Annotated in this window: 15 protein-coding genes; 2 read left to right on the top strand and 13 right to left on the bottom strand. The window is 51.4% G+C overall.

Annotated features, from left to right (window positions below):
• Nucleotides 1-30: 30 nt before the first annotated feature.
• The 11 genes from FKP33_RS08700 to FKP33_RS08650 all read right to left on the bottom strand — a co-directional run bounded on the left by FKP33_RS08700 (nucleotide 31) and on the right by FKP33_RS08650 (nucleotide 14016).
• Nucleotides 31-1485 (bottom strand): aldehyde dehydrogenase family protein, encoded by a 1455-nt coding sequence (locus FKP33_RS08700; protein ID WP_219996644.1) that lies wholly within the window; start codon nucleotides 1483-1485, stop codon nucleotides 31-33.
• Between the two features lie 16 nt (nucleotides 1486-1501).
• Nucleotides 1502-2569, bottom strand: a complete 1068-nt coding sequence (locus tag FKP33_RS08695; protein WP_141334563.1) for a zinc-binding dehydrogenase — start codon at nucleotides 2567-2569, stop codon at nucleotides 1502-1504.
• A gap of 18 nt (nucleotides 2570-2587) precedes the next feature.
• Complete coding sequence (locus tag FKP33_RS08690; RefSeq protein WP_127606555.1) at nucleotides 2588-3289, bottom strand: ABC transporter ATP-binding protein; 702 nt, start codon at nucleotides 3287-3289, stop codon at nucleotides 2588-2590.
• Complete coding sequence (locus tag FKP33_RS08685) at nucleotides 3273-4049, bottom strand: ABC transporter ATP-binding protein (protein ID WP_127606557.1); 777 nt, start codon at nucleotides 4047-4049, stop codon at nucleotides 3273-3275. Before FKP33_RS08685 ends, FKP33_RS08690 begins: the two co-directional genes overlap by 17 nt.
• Nucleotides 4050-4053: 4 nt before the next feature.
• Nucleotides 4054-5037 carry a branched-chain amino acid ABC transporter permease gene (locus FKP33_RS08680; RefSeq protein ID WP_141334561.1) on the bottom strand — a complete coding sequence of 328 codons (984 nt, stop codon included), beginning with the start codon at nucleotides 5035-5037 and terminating at the stop codon, nucleotides 4054-4056.
• Between the two features lie 4 nt (nucleotides 5038-5041).
• Nucleotides 5042-5911: a branched-chain amino acid ABC transporter permease gene (locus FKP33_RS08675; RefSeq protein ID WP_054798896.1), complete on the bottom strand. Its 870-nt coding sequence runs from the start codon at nucleotides 5909-5911 to the stop codon at nucleotides 5042-5044.
• A 96-nt stretch (nucleotides 5912-6007) separates the two neighbouring features.
• Nucleotides 6008-7285 carry an ABC transporter substrate-binding protein gene (locus FKP33_RS08670; RefSeq protein ID WP_127606563.1) on the bottom strand — a complete coding sequence of 426 codons (1278 nt, stop codon included), beginning with the start codon at nucleotides 7283-7285 and terminating at the stop codon, nucleotides 6008-6010.
• Nucleotides 7286-7704: 419 nt separating this feature from the next.
• Nucleotides 7705-9672: a sigma 54-interacting transcriptional regulator gene (locus FKP33_RS08665; protein WP_141334559.1), complete on the bottom strand. Its 1968-nt coding sequence runs from the start codon at nucleotides 9670-9672 to the stop codon at nucleotides 7705-7707.
• A gap of 114 nt (nucleotides 9673-9786) precedes the next feature.
• Nucleotides 9787-11091, bottom strand: coding sequence for an RNA polymerase factor sigma-54 (rpoN, locus tag FKP33_RS08660; RefSeq protein ID WP_141334557.1), 1305 nt, complete (start codon nucleotides 11089-11091; stop codon nucleotides 9787-9789).
• Between the two features lie 287 nt (nucleotides 11092-11378).
• Nucleotides 11379-12722: an LLM class flavin-dependent oxidoreductase gene (locus FKP33_RS08655; RefSeq protein ID WP_141334556.1), complete on the bottom strand. Its 1344-nt coding sequence runs from the start codon at nucleotides 12720-12722 to the stop codon at nucleotides 11379-11381.
• A gap of 340 nt (nucleotides 12723-13062) precedes the next feature.
• Entirely contained in the window at nucleotides 13063-14016 is a 954-nt protein-coding gene (locus FKP33_RS08650) for an MBL fold metallo-hydrolase (protein ID WP_054795357.1), read from the bottom strand.
• Between the two features lie 213 nt (nucleotides 14017-14229).
• Here FKP33_RS08650 and FKP33_RS08645 point away from each other — a divergent pair, with 213 nt between their 5' ends.
• Complete coding sequence (locus FKP33_RS08645; RefSeq protein WP_141334554.1) at nucleotides 14230-15591, top strand: cytochrome ubiquinol oxidase subunit I; 1362 nt, start codon at nucleotides 14230-14232, stop codon at nucleotides 15589-15591.
• Nucleotides 15584-16609 (top strand): cytochrome d ubiquinol oxidase subunit II, encoded by a 1026-nt coding sequence (locus tag FKP33_RS08640; protein WP_127606575.1) that lies wholly within the window; start codon nucleotides 15584-15586, stop codon nucleotides 16607-16609. Before FKP33_RS08645 ends, FKP33_RS08640 begins: the two co-directional genes overlap by 8 nt.
• 45 nt (nucleotides 16610-16654) lie before the next feature.
• Here FKP33_RS08640 and FKP33_RS08635 read toward each other — a convergent pair whose 3' ends face one another.
• Both FKP33_RS08635 and FKP33_RS08630 read right to left on the bottom strand, forming a co-directional pair.
• Nucleotides 16655-17287 carry a nucleotidyltransferase family protein gene (locus FKP33_RS08635; RefSeq protein ID WP_141334552.1) on the bottom strand — a complete coding sequence of 211 codons (633 nt, stop codon included), beginning with the start codon at nucleotides 17285-17287 and terminating at the stop codon, nucleotides 16655-16657.
• A gap of 29 nt (nucleotides 17288-17316) precedes the next feature.
• Nucleotides 17317-18360 (bottom strand): XdhC family protein, encoded by a 1044-nt coding sequence (locus tag FKP33_RS08630; RefSeq protein ID WP_141334550.1) that lies wholly within the window; start codon nucleotides 18358-18360, stop codon nucleotides 17317-17319.
• Between the last annotated feature and the right edge of the window lie 124 nt (nucleotides 18361-18484).

Genomic DNA, 18484 nt, shown 5'->3' with positions numbered 1-18484 from the left:
GCCCTCCAGACCGGAGCGTATAAGAAATTTTTACAGCTTAACGCTTACCGCTTTTACTTGGGTATACGTGTGCAGCGATTCCAAGCCTTTTTCCCGGCCGATTCCGCTTTTCTTGTACCCGCCGAAAGGGGCTTCCACATCGATCGGACTGTAATCGTTAATATAAACTTGGCCGGCCTGCAGTTGTTTGGCGACACGATGCCCCCGGTGTATATTTTCCGTCCATACTGCAGCCGCCAGACCGAACTCTGTATCGTTGGCCAATCGAATCGCTTCCTCCTCGGTATCAAAGGGAATGACGACGACGACAGGGCCAAATATCTCTTCCCGGGCAATGGTCATCGTGTTTGTAACATCCGTGAAAATGGTAGGTTGCATGAAATAGCCGTCTTTCAATTTCTCTTCTTGCATGCGGCTGCCGCCGTAAACTAACCGGGCTCCTTCTTGTTTGCCGATTTCCACATACCGGAGCACGCGGTGCAGCTGCTCTTCACAAACCAAAGGACCGATCGTCGGATTATCGATGCCATACCCGATCTTTATTTGTTGGGCTTCTTCAATTAATTGTTCGACAAAGGCAGGCAGGATCGAACGCTGGACGATTAAGCGCGTACCCGCCGAACACACCTGGCCGGTATTAAATGTAAAGGCTCGCAAGGAACCTGCCGCAGCCGGATGTAAATCCGCATCATCAAACACGATATTCGGCGATTTACCGCCCAGCTCCAGGGAAACGGGAACAATCCGATCGGCGGCGGCCCGCATGACGATTTGTCCGGTTTCGACCGAGCCTGTAAAAGCAATTTTCCGTACCGCAGGATGGTTGATGAGCGGGGCGCCTGCTTCCTCGCCGTAGCCCGTGACCACATTGAAAGTGCCGGGCGGCATCCCCGCCTCAACGCAAAGCTTAGCCAGCTCCAACGTAGAAAGGCAGGCCTGCTCGGCAGGCTTCATCACGACGGAATTCCCCGCGGCAAGTGCGCTGGCCGCTCCTCTCGCCGCCTGCGTAATGGGCACGTTCCATGGCGTAATATGTCCCGTTATCCCATACGGCTCGCGATATGTATACGTCAGGTGTTCGTTGCTGGCCGGGATCACCTCGCCGAAAATTTTGTCCGCCGCCCCGCCCAAATATTCGAAATACCTGGCGCTCGTTTCTACCAAAGATGCTGAAAAAACGAGCGGTCTCCCGGTATCGATCGTTTCCATGTAAGCAAAATCTTGTTTGTATTTACGCAAAAGCTGGGCCACGCGGTTTAAAATTTGTCCGCGGGCACTCGGCTTCAAGGCGTACCAAGCCTGAAACCCTTCTTCCGAGCTGCGGACGGCGCGCTCGATATCCTCCTTGTTCCCGCGGGCAAAGCTCGCAATTTTGTTCCCGGTAGAAGGGTCCACCCCTTCAAAATATTGATGATTGGCCGGCTCCACCCATTGACCGCCAATGAAATGCCCATATGTTTCCTGCAAAGCGATTTGTCGATCCATTCGCCCTCACTCCTTATTATTTATTTACTAGAATTGTGGCTCTCGTTACTTCACGGTTTGCGGATTTCTCCAGAGCAAGCGTCGCTTCTTCCAAGGAGAATGCAGCGTCCAACAAGCCGGCAAACGGATATTTCCCTGCGTTTCTCTCTAAAAATTGCAAGGACTTATACAGATACTCCGGGTTATAGCGATTGGCAGGAATAATCTCAATGGCTTTCCGGACCAGCAAACCGGGATCAAATGCCGTCGTATGCCCCGGCGTAATATTTCCCATGACGACATATTTGCCATTCTGCTTCACAAGGTGGATGCCTTCGCTAAACGCATCGGGAACTCCGGCTACCTCCAAGCCAAAATCGGACCCCCAGCCGCCGGTCAGCTCCTTGACGCGGTTCACTCTTGCATCCAGCGTATCGTAGGCGTTCATATCGATAAGCTCATCTGCTCCGAATTTCTTAGCCGTAACTAAACGCGAGGGCGCGCTGTCGATCACGATCACTTTAGCCCCTCTCTCCTTGGCGACGGCGCAAGCGGTTAATCCCAATCCGCCGGCCCCTTGAATAACGATGGAATCGCCCGGGTTGATATGAATTTTGTCAAGGCCGAATAAGATTTGGGCGAAAGCGCAGTTCGCACTGGCCGCTTCCGCATTGGACACGCCGTCAGGCACTTTGAAAAAATATTGATCGTGGTGAACCGTGTAATAAGAGGCGAATGTTCCGCTCTGCCCCTGGTATTTATACATATGAATGCAATGATGGAGATTACCTGCCAAGCATTCTCTGCATTGATTGCAGGTTACAAAATAGACCGGCACGACGCGATCCCCTACCTGCACCGGATTGCCCGCGTTGTCCGTCTTTACGTTGTCCCCCAGCTTGGCAATCCGGCCTATCATTTCATGACCGATGACTCCGCACTTCAAGGTAGGGTGATGGCCTTTAAACACGTGCAGTTCCGAACCGCATACGTTCGTTTGAAGCACCTCCAGCAGCACGGAGCCCGCTTCGACTTCCTCGGAAAACTCATGTTCCCGAACCTCAATTTTCATCGGTTCGGTCTGATAAACAATTTTACCCTTCATGTGCTAGCACCTCATCCTTTATGCCCCAAGGTAAAGCTGGCGAATTTTGTCGTTTTCTTTAATGTGCCGGGATTCGCCCTCCAGTGCGATTCTGCCGTTCTCCAGCACGTACGTATAATGCGATATTTCCAGCGCCAAATGGACATTCTGCTCCACAAGCAGAATCATCGTCCCTTCCTCATTGATTCTCATAATGATTTGGAAGATGTCACGAATGATATTGGGCGCGAGGCCAAGGGATGGCTCATCGAGCAGTAAAATTTTCGGATTACCCATTAAAGCCCTGGCAATGGCAAGCATTTGCTGCTCGCCGCCGCTTAAAGTGCCGGCGTATTGGTTCAGCCGTTCCTTCAACCGCGGGAAGTAGGCAAACACCTTCTCCAGATCGGCCGCCACCTTCTTGTCCTTTCGGGTAAAAGAGCCGATGCGGAGGTTTTCTTCAACGGTCAGCAGCGGGAACAGCCTTCGGTTTTCCGGACAGTGTATCACCCCGCGCTTCACGAGATCGCTGGGCGTTTTTTTCAGCATAGATTCGCTTTCCAGGTCATAGCTTCCCTGCTTGGGCGGAATCAGACGGGAAATCATCTTCAAGGTAGTCGACTTCCCGGCGCCGTTGGCCCCGAGCAAGGAAATGATCTTTCCTTGCGGTATTTCCAGGGAAATACCCTTCAAGGCATGGACATGCCCATAGTAAACATGGATGTCATGAAGTTTTAACAAAGCTATCCACCTCCCCTAAATACGCTTCAATGACAGCCGGATCGTTCTGGACCTCCTTGGGCTGGCCTTCGGCTATTTTTTCCCCAAAGTTCATGACCGTGACATAATCGGAAACCTTCATGACCAACGACATGTCATGCTCAATCAGCAGAACGGTATAACCCATCTCCTTCTTCAATTGCACAATGAGATGGCTGATACGCTCCGTCTCCACCGGGTTCATCCCGGCTACCGGTTCGTCAAGCAGAATCATCTTCGGGTCGGCCATCATCGCCCGCCCGATGTCAACCATCTTCTGATAGCCGAAGGACAGGTTCGATACTTCTTCACCGGCAAGATGGGAAATATTGAGCAGCTCCAACACTTCATGCGCTTTTCTCACCGCATTCCGTTCACTGGCCCGATTGGCCGGTAAATTCAGAGCGATGGAGACGATATTTTTCTTCATTCTGGGATGGTAACCCGTCAGGAGGTTATCCATGACCGTCATTTTTTTGAACAACTCCACATTTTGAAAGCTTCGGGCGATCCCTTTCCGGATGACTTGATGCGGCTTGTATTTGTTCAGATCTTCCCCGTTGAATACGATCTCCCCGGACATCGGCGTATAGAATCGGCTGATGCAATTAAACACGGTCGTTTTGCCAGCCCCGTTAGGTCCGATGAGCGAGTAAATTACCCCCTTGGGCACTTCAAACGAGAGGTCGTTGATCGCTCTAATTCCCCCGAAAGTTACCGTTACATGACGGAACGTCAGCATACGCCTATTCACCTCCTGCCTGTTGCGATAACCATGAGTTACGGTCTTCCGCCACGGTTTTATTCAGCTTCCGCTTGAAAAGCCCCTTCAAGGACACAAGCCCTGCCGGCCGTAATAAAATAATTAATGCCATCGCGGAACCGATCACGATGCTGTGCATGCCAATGAGATGTTCCGTGAAATGAGGGAGCACCGAGAACAAAATCGTGCCTATGATGGCGCCGGGTATGGAGGCCAGTCCCCCAACCACGATCATCGCCAGCAAGAGGAAGGATGTGGTCACCGAAAAATCGCTCGGACTGATGTAGCCCAGCCAGTAGGCATACAACCCGCCCGCCAATCCGGTGAAGAAGGCACTGATGACGAACATGACGGTTTTATACAACGCGACATGAATGCCCATCGCCTGTGCCGCCACCTCGCTATCCCGGATGGCCACGAAAGCCCTGCCCAGACTGCTTGCGACAATGTTGCGGATGAACCAGGTGACGAGAACCGTCACGGCGACGATCACATAGAAAAATTCGATATCGGAGGATAGAAAAACGGGTCTCGATACGGCCATGCCTTGATAGCCTTTCGTTAAAGAATCCCAGTTCAGAACCAGCAACGGCACCGACAGCCCGAAGCCGAGCGTAGCCACAGCCAGAAAGTGACCGCGAAGCCGCACAGCGGGCAGGCCGATCAGCAGCCCGATCACCCCGCTGACGATGCCCGCCATCAGGAAGGATACGAAGAATGGAACTCCTCTTTCCCCTAATATGGCTACCGTATACGACCCGATCACCAGAAATCCCGCATGACCAACGGACACCTGCCCCCCGTAACCGACCAGGATGTTGAGCGATAACGAAGAAATAATATAGATGCAGGTGATGCTGAACAGCGTCAGGAAATAGTTCGAATAGCCAACGAGCAGCGGGTAGACCGCCATCAGCAGGACAACCAGCGCCAGCAAGACCTTTTTGACCCAATGGTTTCTCAGCATGTCTTCACACCTTCTTCAAGTACTGGTTTCCGCCAAATAAGCCGGTCGGTCGAATATACAGAACGACGATGATCAGCAGGAACGTGTAAACCAATTTCATCTCGGGCGATACATAAAAACTGATCAAATTGCCAAAAACGCCGATAATCAAGCCGCCGATAACCGCTCCGGGAAGGCTGATGAAACCTCCCAATACCGCTGCCGCAAACCCCATAATCAGCACGTCCGCCATCATGCTCGGTTGAAGAAAGGTGAACGGAGCGGTAAGCATTCCCGCCACCCCGCCGAGGACGGTTCCTACTCCCCAGGTCCATGTAAAGACGCTGGAAACTTTGATGCCCATCAACTCCGACGCCATGCTATCCTGTGAGGACGCGCGCATGGCGAGCCCGATTGCCGTGAAGCGAAAGAGCAGGAAAAATCCAAACATCAGGATCACCGTAACGCCAATGACGAAAACTTCGTTCATCGAGATGAACACGCCGCCCAGATCATACGGGTCTCCCGCAAAGGCCGGCGGATATGGAGCCGGGGTGTGCCCCCAGATCAAACCGGCCACCCCGTTGAACGCCAGAAACAGCCCTAGCGTCAGCACGATTTGATTCAAGGGCGGCGCCGATTGAATCGGTTTCATAAATATCCGGTGGACAACAGTACCGAATATACCGGCAAAAACCAAAGCTAAAATAAACGAAATCAGATACGGGAGTTCCAGCTTCGTCAAAAACATAAAACTGACAAAAGTTGTAATCATGGCCATTTCACCCTGCGCAAAATTGGCGATATCCGTGGTTTTGAAGATCAGCACAATCCCCAAAGCCGCGAGTCCATAGATGCAGCCAAAAATAAGACCGCTCACAATGAGTTGAAGCATATGCGTCCATCCCGCCTTTCATTAACCTTGCTGCCGTGTCCGGTCCGTTGAAAGACCGGACACTTCCTTTCCGTTCCGCGATGCTCTGTTTATGCTTTATTTTTCATAAGTGATCTCATTGGTTTTCGGGTTGAAGTTGATCGTTTTGGAAATCGGAATGATCTTCCCGTCGACGGCCTGTGTAATGAACATACTCGTCAGTCCGTAATGGTTATCCGGCGCGAAGGTGACGCCCGAATACATGGATCCCTTCCAGTTATCGAATGTATGCATAGCGTCGAAAAATTTATCGTAAGTGATGTCCGGTCCGGTTCGCTTCAGTCCTTCTACCATGACTTGCGCTGCGGACCATCCCCACTGGGCGAATCCATGGTAGGAGGAGCCCGGGAAGTCCTTCGAGAAACGCTCTACGTACAGCTTCATCCCCGGATCGTCCACGGCGTCCGGCATAGGAATGACCGCGGAGCTAATGGTCCCCGCCCAGACGTCGCTTCCTGCCAGTTTGAATAAATTAAGATCGTTCGCTCCAATGGAAGAAACAATAAAAGGAGTATCTTTTATCCCGTATTTATGCAGTTCTTTCTTGAAGTTGGCCACCGGGTTGGGCGGGCCGAACATGATGATGGCCTCAGGGTTGAGCTGCTTGATCTTTTGCGCTTGGGAGCTCATATCGGGATCGGATACGACAAAAGGAATTTCTCCTAAAATTTCAACACCGGGGTAATTTTTCACGGCCTCATGGCTGGCTTCCAAATTTTCTTTTCCGAAGTCGTCGTTTTGATACACGATCGCGATCCGTTTTTTACCGAGCTTATTCACGGTGTAGTCCATAAACACTTTCGTTTCTACGCGATAATTGAGAAAGGAGGAGCCGAAGTAATTTTTAACCGGCGGGTCGACGAAGCGCTTGGCTCCCGTGCTGACCATGATGACGGGCGTGCCTTTTTCCGTAAGATAAGGCTGTGCGGCCGCATTGCACGGTGTGCATGCACTGCCCAGCAAGGCAAATACCTTATCTTCTTCTACGAGTCTTTTGACAAGCTGTACAGTTTTCGCCGGCTGATACCCGTCGTCATAAGCAATCAGCTTCAGCTTGCGGCCGTGTACGCCTCCTTGTTCGTTTGTATAGTTGAAGTAGGCCTGAATCCCTTGCCGGATCAAGTCATAGACAGCGGAAACACCGCTCTGGGGCGCTAGATGACCGACAAGAATCTCTTTCTCCGAGACCCCTTGGGCCAGCTGTGCCGTTCCTCCGCTTTGCGGGCCGCCGCTCTTGGAGCTGCCGCCTGCGGGACTTCCCCCCGAACAAGCGGTTAACGTCAGCACCGCTGCCAGACCGACAGCCAAAAGCTTGGATAATGTATTCTTTTTCATCTCAGAACCTCCATTTTAATGAAATTCCCCGCTCGCTTGCCTGCCTGTTCCTCTAGTCATCAAGTCAGTCGTTCCACCTTTAAGAAATAATTGAAAGCGCTATCAAATTGGTTAACGTCACCCCCATTCCTCTAGAAGCCCCTTTTATCAAAGCAAGTTCTTCTAATACTAATTATTAAGCAAGTAGCATGCCAACAAAAATGACCGGGATTTTTTTATTCACAACAGAATTGTTCTCATTTTAAACATATTCTGTTAAATATATGAACATACAAACGGTTATTGTTTAAATTGTGAATAGGATTCGGCTTTGTCAATAAAGTGAACAGCCAAGAAAAAAAACAGTGACCTCTCCGTGGCATGTACCGGGAAGAGATCACCGCACCATGTCATACCGTCTGCCGAACAGTTAGGCCCCCCTAGCCGTCCAGCATGAGGATATCGTCGCCTTCCTGAAGCAATTTCCATAAGGTTGTTCTGCTGATTCCTAATTTTTTGGCTAATTGAGTCTTGGTATACTCCCTTCTCTCCAGCAGCTGCTTCACTAAGCTTCGCTGCATGTCGTCCATTGTCCCAATGGTTACCGCAAGCGTATGGGAATCGGCCGGGTCAGGCTGGTCAACCTTCGGAGGATCAACCTGTCGGACCTCGTTTCTGCCGAATTCATCCTGTAAGTTTTGGATCAGAACCGTGGACAATTCGTCCGAATTGTCCGCCATAACCATGCACCGTTCTACGATATTCTCCATCTGCCGCAGGTTTCCCGGCCAGTTGTAAGCGCACAATTGGCGAATCAGGTCTTCCCGCAGAGGCGCAACGCGCTTGCCGTATTTGAGGGCATATTTTTTCAACATGAAATTGACCAGATCCGGAATGTCCTCAATCCTGTCCCTCAACGGTGGGATAGGCAAGACTAGCACCTCCAGACGGTAATACAGGTCAGACCTGAACTTCTCTTTCTCAATCAGCTCATGGATATCGTCATTAACGGCCGCAATGACCCGTACATCTATCGGAATGTTACGTTCCCCCCCGATCCGGCGAATCTCCCGCTCCTGGATCACCCGCAGCAGCTTATCCTGAAGATCCATGGAAACTTTACCGATCTCATCCAGGAAGATAGTTCCACCGTGCGCCAGCTCGAATAAACCGGGCTTGGCCTGCTTTTGCGCGCCTGTGAACATGCCCGGCTCATATCCGAACAATTCGCTTTCAAGCAATTGATCGTTTAGCGCGGCGCAATTGACGGCGACGAAGGGTCCGTTTTTCCTCTCGGGATGTGCATTGTGAAGACTTTGCGCCATCAGTTCCTTGCCGGTGCCGCTTTCGCCGATGATTAAAGCGTTGCAATCGACATGAGCATATTTTTTCGCTTTTTGGATGAGCCGGTTCATCGGCACACTGCTATATAAGATGTCGTCAAACGTATATTTCGCCACTAGCCCCTTGGAGTACAGCTTGCGCCTGATGCGCTGCTCCGATTCTTGAATTTGAGTCGCATCCCGGAAGGTGACGACGATTCCTTTGTTCTCGCCGGTGACCATGTAGGACGCCCGATTCACCAAAAGCGTGATGCCGGATATTTCTTGAATTTCCTCCAGACTGTTCACCGGCCCGCCGAACAGCTTGCCGAACCTCGCGGATTCATGGATCTCGGTCAACTTCTTGTACAACACCTCGGAAGCCTGAACGCCAAAAAACTGCGCGGCCTTCGGATTAAACACCACAATCTGTTCATGCTCGTCGATGGCTATAATTCCTTCATGAGACAAATCGATGACGGTTTGGATAAATTCAGAGGCCTGCTTTTCCTTCGCCCTTGTATGCAAAATATCGCAAACCCTGGCTAACACCTGCTGGATCGTCGATAGACCGGGAATCACGTTGATATGGCCGATTCCCCGTTCCGCACACATTTGCTTGCCGCGCAATCCTCCGCCGATCATAATCTCCATGCCGTCATATTTAGCCCGGTCCACTTGATAGGCAAAGTCAAGCGAATTCTCAAAAAAATAATAAGAAACCTCCATGCCGATAATTTGGATGAGATGGTCCAATTTATATCTCATTTCCTCTTCCTTGGACCAGAGCAAACCTGTCCGTTTCCCAGTTTTCTTGGCTTCATGCAGCACACAGATGACATCGAACTCCGTCGACTCCGCCCTTAACAGCTTCACGGCGGGAAATTCCTTTTCCAACAGGTTGGCCGTGGCCCCTCTGCTCACCAGAATGGCATCTCCGTCCCGATGAACGAACGGTCGGACCATCTCCACCGCTTCGTCCAGCGCCGTTTCCACAATCGTCATTTCCAATTTCAGTTCTTTAGCCACTTTATGGGCCATGACCGTCATTTCATGATAGGGCGAAGTAAAAATTACCGTTGACAAACTCGATCCCTCCTTCAAGCGTAAAAGAAGAGCCGGTAACAGCCTCCCATGGAAGGAAGGAAACGGCTCTTCTTATGGATGACGGCGGCTGCCCGATGCCAACCCTGCAACCGCTCAATACTTTTTCCGCTGGGCGGTCGACAATATGTTCAAGTCCTCCCGATACTTCGTGACGGTTCGTCGCGAAATCGTGAGCCCTTCCTTTTGCAAATACTCGGCAATTTTTTGATCCGACAGCGGGGCCGACTTATTTTCTTGTCGGATGATTTCGCGAATCCGTTCTTTCATCTGTACCGCGGATACGGATTCCCCGTCCGACTGCTTAATGGAGGAGGTAAAGAAATGCTTCAATTCATACAATCCCCATGGCGTCATGACATACTTGTTGTTGACCGAGCGGCTAACCGTCGATTCATGGATGTCCAGCATATCGGCGACTTGCTTCATGGATATGGACTGAATAAATGACGGACCTTTCCTGCAAAATTCGGATTGCCTTTCAAAAATAACGCCGGCTACTCTCAATAGCGTCATTTTTCTTTGATCGATACATTGCATCACCCATTTGGCGGCTTGCCATCTTTTCTTCAGGTAACCGGATACTTCCTTCGAATCGTTTTGTTTCATCATGTCGAGATAGTAGGTATTTAATGAAAGTTGGGGAAGGGATTGTTCTTCGATGAATAGCTGTATCGTATGTCCGGTATTCTTCAGAACAAGATCCGGAATGATATAATGAGGATTTTCATTACTGAATATCGAGCCTGGCTTTGGGTTGAGCTTGCTTATCCGGTCGATCCTTTGCTGAATGTCGGCAGCATCCGTCGCGTATTTTTTAGCCAACTGCTGGATCTTGCCTTTGGCGATGCTCATCAGATCATACCGGACCAAATCGCGAATTAACGTATCCGTATCCCCCAGCTGGTCCAATTGAATAAGCAGGCATTCCTCCAGCGAAGAAGCAGCCAGACCATAGGGCTCCAGGCTTTGTATAATTTGCACCGCATGGTTTACCTGTTCGATCGAAACGCCCAGACGCTCGACGATCCATTCCTTTTGTTGAAGCAAGTATCCCCTCTCATCCAGACTGCCGATGACAAGCGTACATAACTCGAAGGTTACTTTGTCGAGGTTCAAATATTTCACTTGTTCCAGAAGAGCCGACTCCAGGGTGCTCTCAGTCTTGTGATTCCTATTTAACCACCATTCATTCGGGGAGAGGCTTCTATATTTCATAGATGGGCCGAACTTTGCTTTATAGGGATCGGCGTTTATTTCGATAAAAGGATTATCGGCCGTGTGCTCCCTTATATACTCGCTCAAGTCAAGCGAGGACATGTGCAAAATTTCCATCGATTGCCGCAGCTGCGGCGTGATCGACAGCTTCTGGTGCTGCGCGGACGTCAACGCTAGTTCCATCTTCCCGCCTCCTCTGTTAGCGCTTTCTTTTTTGCTAATTATAATATAACGCCCCTTGGAATTGGAAGCATTAATTATTCCGGAGGGTTGTTTTCTCAAAATAGCTGTCAAAATCGAAGTGAAAGCAGGGGTGTCTTTGCACCCCTGCTTTTCAGGCGATTCGCATACTATGGCGTGTTAAGGATATGACGCACTTGCCGATCGCTCGGGCGCATATTTCCGGCAAAGGTTTTTCAAATTACTGCCATTAAACTCCTGTTTGATCTTCTGGTAGATACAATTCGTTTTTAGGCGTTAAGCGCCCTCATATTATCCCTCAATGTTCCGTTTTCAACATATTCCGTCCTGGCCAACCCGCGTTTTTGTAAAATCGGCACAACCAACTCCACAAACTCTTCCACCGAACCGGGCAAATAGGCTGGACTTAAGAGAAAGCCGTCTCCCCCCACTTCATTCATTGTCTCTTCCATCCAATCGGCAACTTGCTCTGGCGATCCAACCAACTGGGGAGTCATGACGCCACGGCCATGCAACATCCCTGCCTCACGAATGGTTGCATTTGCAGAGCTACTGTTTTTATAAGCGTCAATCATTCCCTGAATACCTGGCACTTTTAAATCAGCAATTAATTCGTCAAGTCGGTGTTTGGACAAATCGTAGCCCAAGTGTCCGGACAAGATCGTTACCCCCGCTTCAGCCGGAACGAGAGCATTGTGTAGAGCAGCTTTAGCGCGGGCAATTTCCTCTGTCTCTCCGACAAAAACTTGCAGCCCAAAACATACCCTGACATCATCCGGGTCGCGCCCAACTCTCACTGCCTCTTCTTTCAAACGATTATAATAAGCCTTCATTGCTTCGCGATCAGGTTGAAGGGTAAAGATAAGCTCGGCGTGTTTGGCGGCAGATTGGATTCCACGCGACGATTGTCCAGCCTGAAGGATGACCGGGTATCCTTGCGGGGAACGATCAATATTCAGTGGGCCTTTGCAGCTAAACCATTTTCCTTCGTGATTAATCGGATGCACTTTTTCCGGATCGGCAAATATGTTGTTTTCCGCATCCATCACGATCGCATCCGGCTCCCAGCTGTCCCATAACTTGTAACATACCTCCATATACTCATCCACCCGATCATAGCGCTGATCGTGGGATAAATGATATTGTTCAACACTCAACCCAAGGTTTTCGGATGCATTCTTATGAAAAGCAGTGACGACATTCCAGCCGACACGTCCGCGTGACAGGTGATCCAACGTGGCCAGTTTTCGCGCAAGAATGTATGGTGGATAACCTGCCACCGAAAACGTCATGGTCAGGCCAATATGTTTGGTTACCGCACCCATAAATGACATCAATACCGACGGTTCATAACACGGTACTTGCGAGGCATAGCGCACGGCACTTTTGTAGCTGTTCTCATACTCGGAATAGATGCCTTCCGTATCGGCAAAAAATACGGCATCGAATTTGCCTCTTTCGGCGATGCGGGCAATCTCTTGCCAAATCTCCGGACGATTCCATTGAAAGGCATTCGTCATCGTCATATTCCGTGGGTGTTTCCACGTTGCGCTGCTATGATGAGTGGCAGGCGGCATCATATACTGGAGCAAATGCATTTTCTTCTTTTTCATGAGATTTTTCCTTCCAAGATGATTTCGCTATAATCCATTCTTTCTTTATTCATGAAAAGGGCTTTTTCCACAGTCGTTTTCATGTTTGTCTGAATTTTAAGATGTTCTTCATAAAAAAAGAGGATTTCAATTCAAGCGATACTTTGAATTGAAATCCTCTAGTGGTCTAGTCGGCATTTTGAATAATACTAATTCAATAAATCCTATGTGTCAAGTAGGAATAGTTCTTGAAAACCGGCCTTGTTCCTAGCCAAAGGGTTGTTTCTTGCAGAAACGGTCCTTTTTGGCGACCGGCCCCAAGTCCTGGACAATTTTTTGACATTGGATTTACAAAACAACATCAGGATCGGGCGATGCCAAATAACACCTTCCCGTCCTGAAGCCGTGAAGACACCTCTCCCCGCGATTCAAGGTAAGTCAAACGGGCGAGCGACGACTGAATTTCCATCATGAATCGGGCGTTGTCATCCTGGTTGTTATATACGATTCGGCTCACTTCGCCCGCGGTCATTTCCTCTTCTCCGAGAATATCGATGATTTGGCGCATGCGAACATGATGACCGTCCCGGATCTCCGATACCCGCTGCTTCAAATCGGAAATTAGCCCCCCATGGCCAGGAAGGACAAGCTCTGCCGAAATCTTCTCTATCTGTTCCAAGGATCGGAAATAATCTTCAAGCGGATTTCCCCCGTCATCGGACCAAAGCGTGATCACGGGCGAAATATCGCCGAGCACATGGTCACCTGCAAGCAGGCGGCCGTTCTCGCGATCGTAAAAGCAATAATGATCGAATGCATGTCCAGGTGTCCATAACGCTTCATACATGCCGTCGCCAAGGCGGATTTCCTCTCCGTTCTCGAAGAGTCCGTCAGGTTCCATAAACCCGGCGCTCGCTTGCTGCAGCATTCGCTTGTACGGCACGGCAGGTCCGCCATGCTTCAGTAAAAACCGATACGGCTCATTCTCGCCGTCCGCATAGGCCAGCCATAGCTCATAGGCCTTGCGCATCGTCTCGTACCCGATCCGCGACATGATAACAGGAACCCCCAGGCGCTTCTGAAACCAGCCTGCCAATCCGATATGATCGGGATGCGTGTGCGTAAGCACGACCTTGTCGATCGTCAGTCCGTTCGCGAGCACGTTCTCCCATTGCTGGATCGCCGATTCGGAATGAATTCCCGTATCGACCAGGGTGTACCCGCTTTCCCCCTTCAGGAGATAACAATTGACGTCCCCGCCTTGCGGGAATGCAATGACCACTTTATCGATATGACTTGCTACTGGAATTAGCATGAACTTCCCTCGTCCCTTCCGTCTCTTCCCCGAAAATCATTCTCTGTCTATTCTATCCTCCTCGTTCCGAATAAACAATCATCATCTCTTCGAGCTTTGTTGGTTTGAAAATCCGTTACAGGATATTTATACATATTCTGGGACATTTCCGTTCATATTAACTTCGATGAAGGAACACATTCCAACGGTGGTTTGAAGGGAAGCGTTTAAACAATGGATAACGTTGTATTGGCCCGCGCTCTGTTCGGCACTTCAATGGCATTTCATATTATTTTTGCGACGCTCGGGGTTGGAATCCCCATCATGGTCTTATTCGCGGAGCTGATGTACCATATCCGGAAAGATAAATATTATGCCATTCTGGCAAAGCGCTGGACCAAAGGCTTTGCTATCATCCTGGGGGTGGCGATTCCATCGGGCACGATCGTCGGGGTCATGCTGTCCTTGCTGTTTCCCGGCTTTATGGCCATCGTGGGCCAGGTGATCGCCGTGCCTTTTCAGGTGGAAATCTGGGCTTTCCTGCTTGAAGCTTTATTCATGTCGATCTATGTGTACGCCGCGGATAGACTCTCGCCGCTGCTTCGCATCGTCAGCGTCTTTTTCGTTGCCTTGGGAGCCAGTGCGTCCGCCGTCCTCATCACAGACGCCCATGCCTGGATGAATACGCCGCGGGGATTCGATCTCGTGAACGGCGTAGTCTCGAACGTGGACCCGATCGCGGCGATCTTCAGCCCGAGCCTCTATACGACGGCGCTGCATGTCCTATCTTCCGCCTATATGACGGGAGCGTTCGTCATCGTGTCGTTGGCCGCTTATAAGCTGTTGAAACGGGGGAGATCGGCGGAAGAGCGCGAATACCATTCCCGGAGCCTGCTGCTCGGGCTGGTCGTGGGCGGGGCGCTCTCGTTGTTCACGGCGTTGAACGGGCACGCCACCGCGCAAATGCTGCACCATTACCAGCCGGAGAAGCTGGCCGCCGCGGAGGGACTGTTCGAAACGACGGACCATGCGCCGCTCGCTATATTTGGGGTGGCCGACCCGGAATCGGGAGAAGTGAAGGGCGGCATCGAAATTCCGGGGGCGCTCAGCTTCCTGGCGGGCAACAGCTTCGATACGGTCGTGAAGGGATTGAACGAATACCCCGAAGAGCTGTGGCCGCCGCTTTATATTCATACGCTGTTCAATATTATGGTCGTGATCGGCATGGTGCTCATCGGCTTGTCCTTCGGCGCCCTGGTTTGGCGTTACGTGCTGAAGCGGACGCTGCCCCGATGGGGGCTGTGGCTTCTCGCAAGCTCGGGCACGCTATCTCTTATCGGCATCGAAACGGGCTGGATCTTCAGCTGCACCGGCCGCCAGCCGTGGACGATTTACCACATGCAGCTCACGAAGGATGCCGCCACCAAAACGGGCAACCTGGGACTGCTGTTCGCGCTATTTGTAGGCATTTACGTGATTCTGCTGTTTCTGACCGCTTTCGTCCTGCTCTACTACTTCAAGCGCCATCCGGCCTCCAAAGAGCTGAACCCGCAGATGCCGGTGCTGGACGATGAGGGGGTACGGACTCATGTCTGAACCGACACTCGCGATTATGCTCGTCTGGCTGCTGTTATTCGTATACTCCATTCTGGGCTCCATCGATTTCGGGGCTGGCTTCTGGGGGATGGTATTCGGCCGCAGCGACGCGACGAATGCGGGGGCGCTGGCGAACCGATTCTTGTCGCCGACCTGGGAAGTGACCAATACGTTTCTCGTTCTGGTGGTGGTCGCGCTGGTCGGTTTTTTCCCGAAGGCCGTCGCCATGCTGGGAACCGCCCTGCTGCTGCCGGTGAGCTTGGTTCTGATCCTGCTGTTGATCCGAAGCAGCTTTATGGTATACGCTTATTCCTCCAAAAGATACGGCAAAGAGCTTAACGTCGTCTCCGGCGTGACCGGTCTTCTTATCCCCGGATTGCTTGTAGCCGTACTGCCGATTTCGCTAGGCGGCTTCATCGACATCGTGGATGGCGTGCCTTCGCTGCATTTCGGCCAGCTGCTGGCTTCCCGGACGCTTTGGACCCACCTGGGCTTCGGCTTGTCCACCGAGCTCTACCTGGCCGCGTTGTTTCTGGCCGATTACTCCAACGAATCGGGAGACAACGGGGCTTACAGGCTGTACCGCAAAGCAGCGATTTGGCTCGGTCCCTTCACGCTGTTTTTTGCGGTCATCACCACCTTTGGCATGGTGCCGGAGGCGTACTGGATCGTGGAAGCCATCGAACGCAACAGCCTGTGGTTCATCTTCTCGATTCTCGCATTCGTCTTTGGATACACGGCTTTGCTGTGGGGCCGGCCGGATGGCGGGCCGGGTGTGCCGCGAGTCGCGTTCACGGCGATTATCGTCCAGTACGCCTTCGCCAGCATCGGCTACGGCCTCTCGCATCTTCCGTACATCATCTATCCGTACTTGACGGTGGAGGAAGGGTTCACCAATCCCAGCACATTCCGGGCTCTGCTTGTCGCCTATGTCATCGGACTGCTCATTCTCGGCCCGGCTTTCTACCTGTTTTGGAAACTGTTTTTGAAGGACAAGCGTTATTTGCGCCAAGAATAGCCGGACAACCGCTTATAACGATGACGGCTATAACCGGGCCGAAGCTCACTTCGGCCCGTCTTCACCGCCATCTGCATAAGCTATTTTTTCAAGCTTCCGCAGATCGTCGGGCGTGTCGATATCCATCCCCCATTGCTCATTAGCGAATGGAACGACGTGCAGCAGGGAACGATGTTTGATCAGGATGGATTTTCCGCCTTCATCGCCCCGGATATGTTCCAGCTCGGCAAACAAATCGGCATCGAACAAAACGGGGTGTCGGGGACGTCCTTGATACTCGGGTCGTACAATACGAATCCCCTCATGGCGATGAAGATTATAATGCCGTACGATCTCGTTGATGACGACAGGAGCTACGAGAGGCTGGTCCGCCAAAAATACGATCGCGGCATCGGCACGCCCCTTTACCGCCTGCAGGCCGGCTTGAAGCGAAGAAGCCATGCCCGATTGATAATCTTTGTTCTCGATGCCTTCGATGTCCGCGCAGTCCGCGACATGCCGAAGCAGCTCCTCCATGCGGCTGCCTCCGACTATCACTACGGGCTGCAAACCGGCCTGGATAGCCGCATCCACACTGTAACGAAAAAGAGGCTTCCCCAAAAAAGGCAGCAGCAATTTGGGCTGTCCCATTCGCCTTGACATCCCCGCCGCTAAAATAACCGCTACGATCGCGCCCATATCCGGTATGGTTTCACTCCTTACTCGCGTTACCTTCGATTCCTGATTTGGAGCAGCTCGGCCATGACGCTTACACTGATCTCTTCAGGTCCTTCGGCGCCGATGCGCAGTCCTACCGGAGCATGAACCCAGTCCGGCATTGCATCGGGCAAGAATAGACGTTCTGTCCTTCGTCTAGGCCCGAGTACCCCTACATAATAGGGGGGCGATGAAAGCAGATGACGTAAAATATGCCGATCCCGCTGAAAGCTGTGCGTCATGATGAGCACATAGCTTTTCCCCGGTATCGGATTCGTTTGCAAATAAGCTTCCGGATGTTCGGGTATGCATCGATCCGCCGCCGGAAATACCGTCTTGTTGCAGCGGCTGCTTCTGGGATCAATGAGGGTAACATAGAAATCCAGGCTGGAGGCCAGCCGGACAATCGGTTCTACATCGGGCCCTGCTCCGAATAGATAGAGCTGCTCCCGGGGCTCATACAATTCGAACAAGAGATCGGCTTCGGCATGGGCTGGCTTAACGACCTGCAGCTTTTGCCCGCTTTGCAAAAACCTCTTGAGTCCGGGGATGATTCTCCGCCTCGTTTCTTGATCCGCGTCCCCAAGTACCGTGCCGTTGTCCGCATAAAAGAGCGGTACGCTTTGGCCGTTATCTTCGCCTATTATTTTTGCACTTGCGACCTTGTTACCCGAATCCAGCAGCGATTCCACTTGAGGCCATACCGGTTCATCCTGAAAGCGCGGCCTGGCTTCCCATTCGCAAGGCTCCACATACACCTGAATACTCCCATTGCAGCCCGCTCCCTGCCCCCAGGATAAATCATCCTCGGCCTTTAAATGATAAATTAACGTCTGCGGCTGCCGGGTCTGAAGCACCTCCCGGGCATGATAAGCCAAATCCTCTTCCAGACATCCGGCGCTAAGGGTCCCGTATAGACTGTCGTCTTCCCCGATCAGCATTTTAGCTCCCGCATGCCGGTAAGCCGAACCGTCCACATGAACGATCGTCGCCAGAGCAAATGTTTGTTCCTTTTTTTCTTTCATTTTTTTTAAAATCCGGTAAGCATCGTTCATGGTCACTCTACCTCCGGTTTTAATCCTGATACCGCTTCTCAAGCTCCGATAATTCCGGGAATCTCACTAGCGATTGCCGGTCTTCCCAGGACAGCATCGGAATACGCTCGCTTGTTCCGTCCAT

It is taken from the genome of Paenibacillus sp. tmac-D7 (assembly GCF_006519665.1).
Classification (GTDB): domain Bacteria; phylum Bacillota; class Bacilli; order Paenibacillales; family NBRC-103111; genus Paenibacillus_G; species Paenibacillus_G validus.
This window is presented reverse-complemented; position numbering and strand designations above follow the sequence as displayed.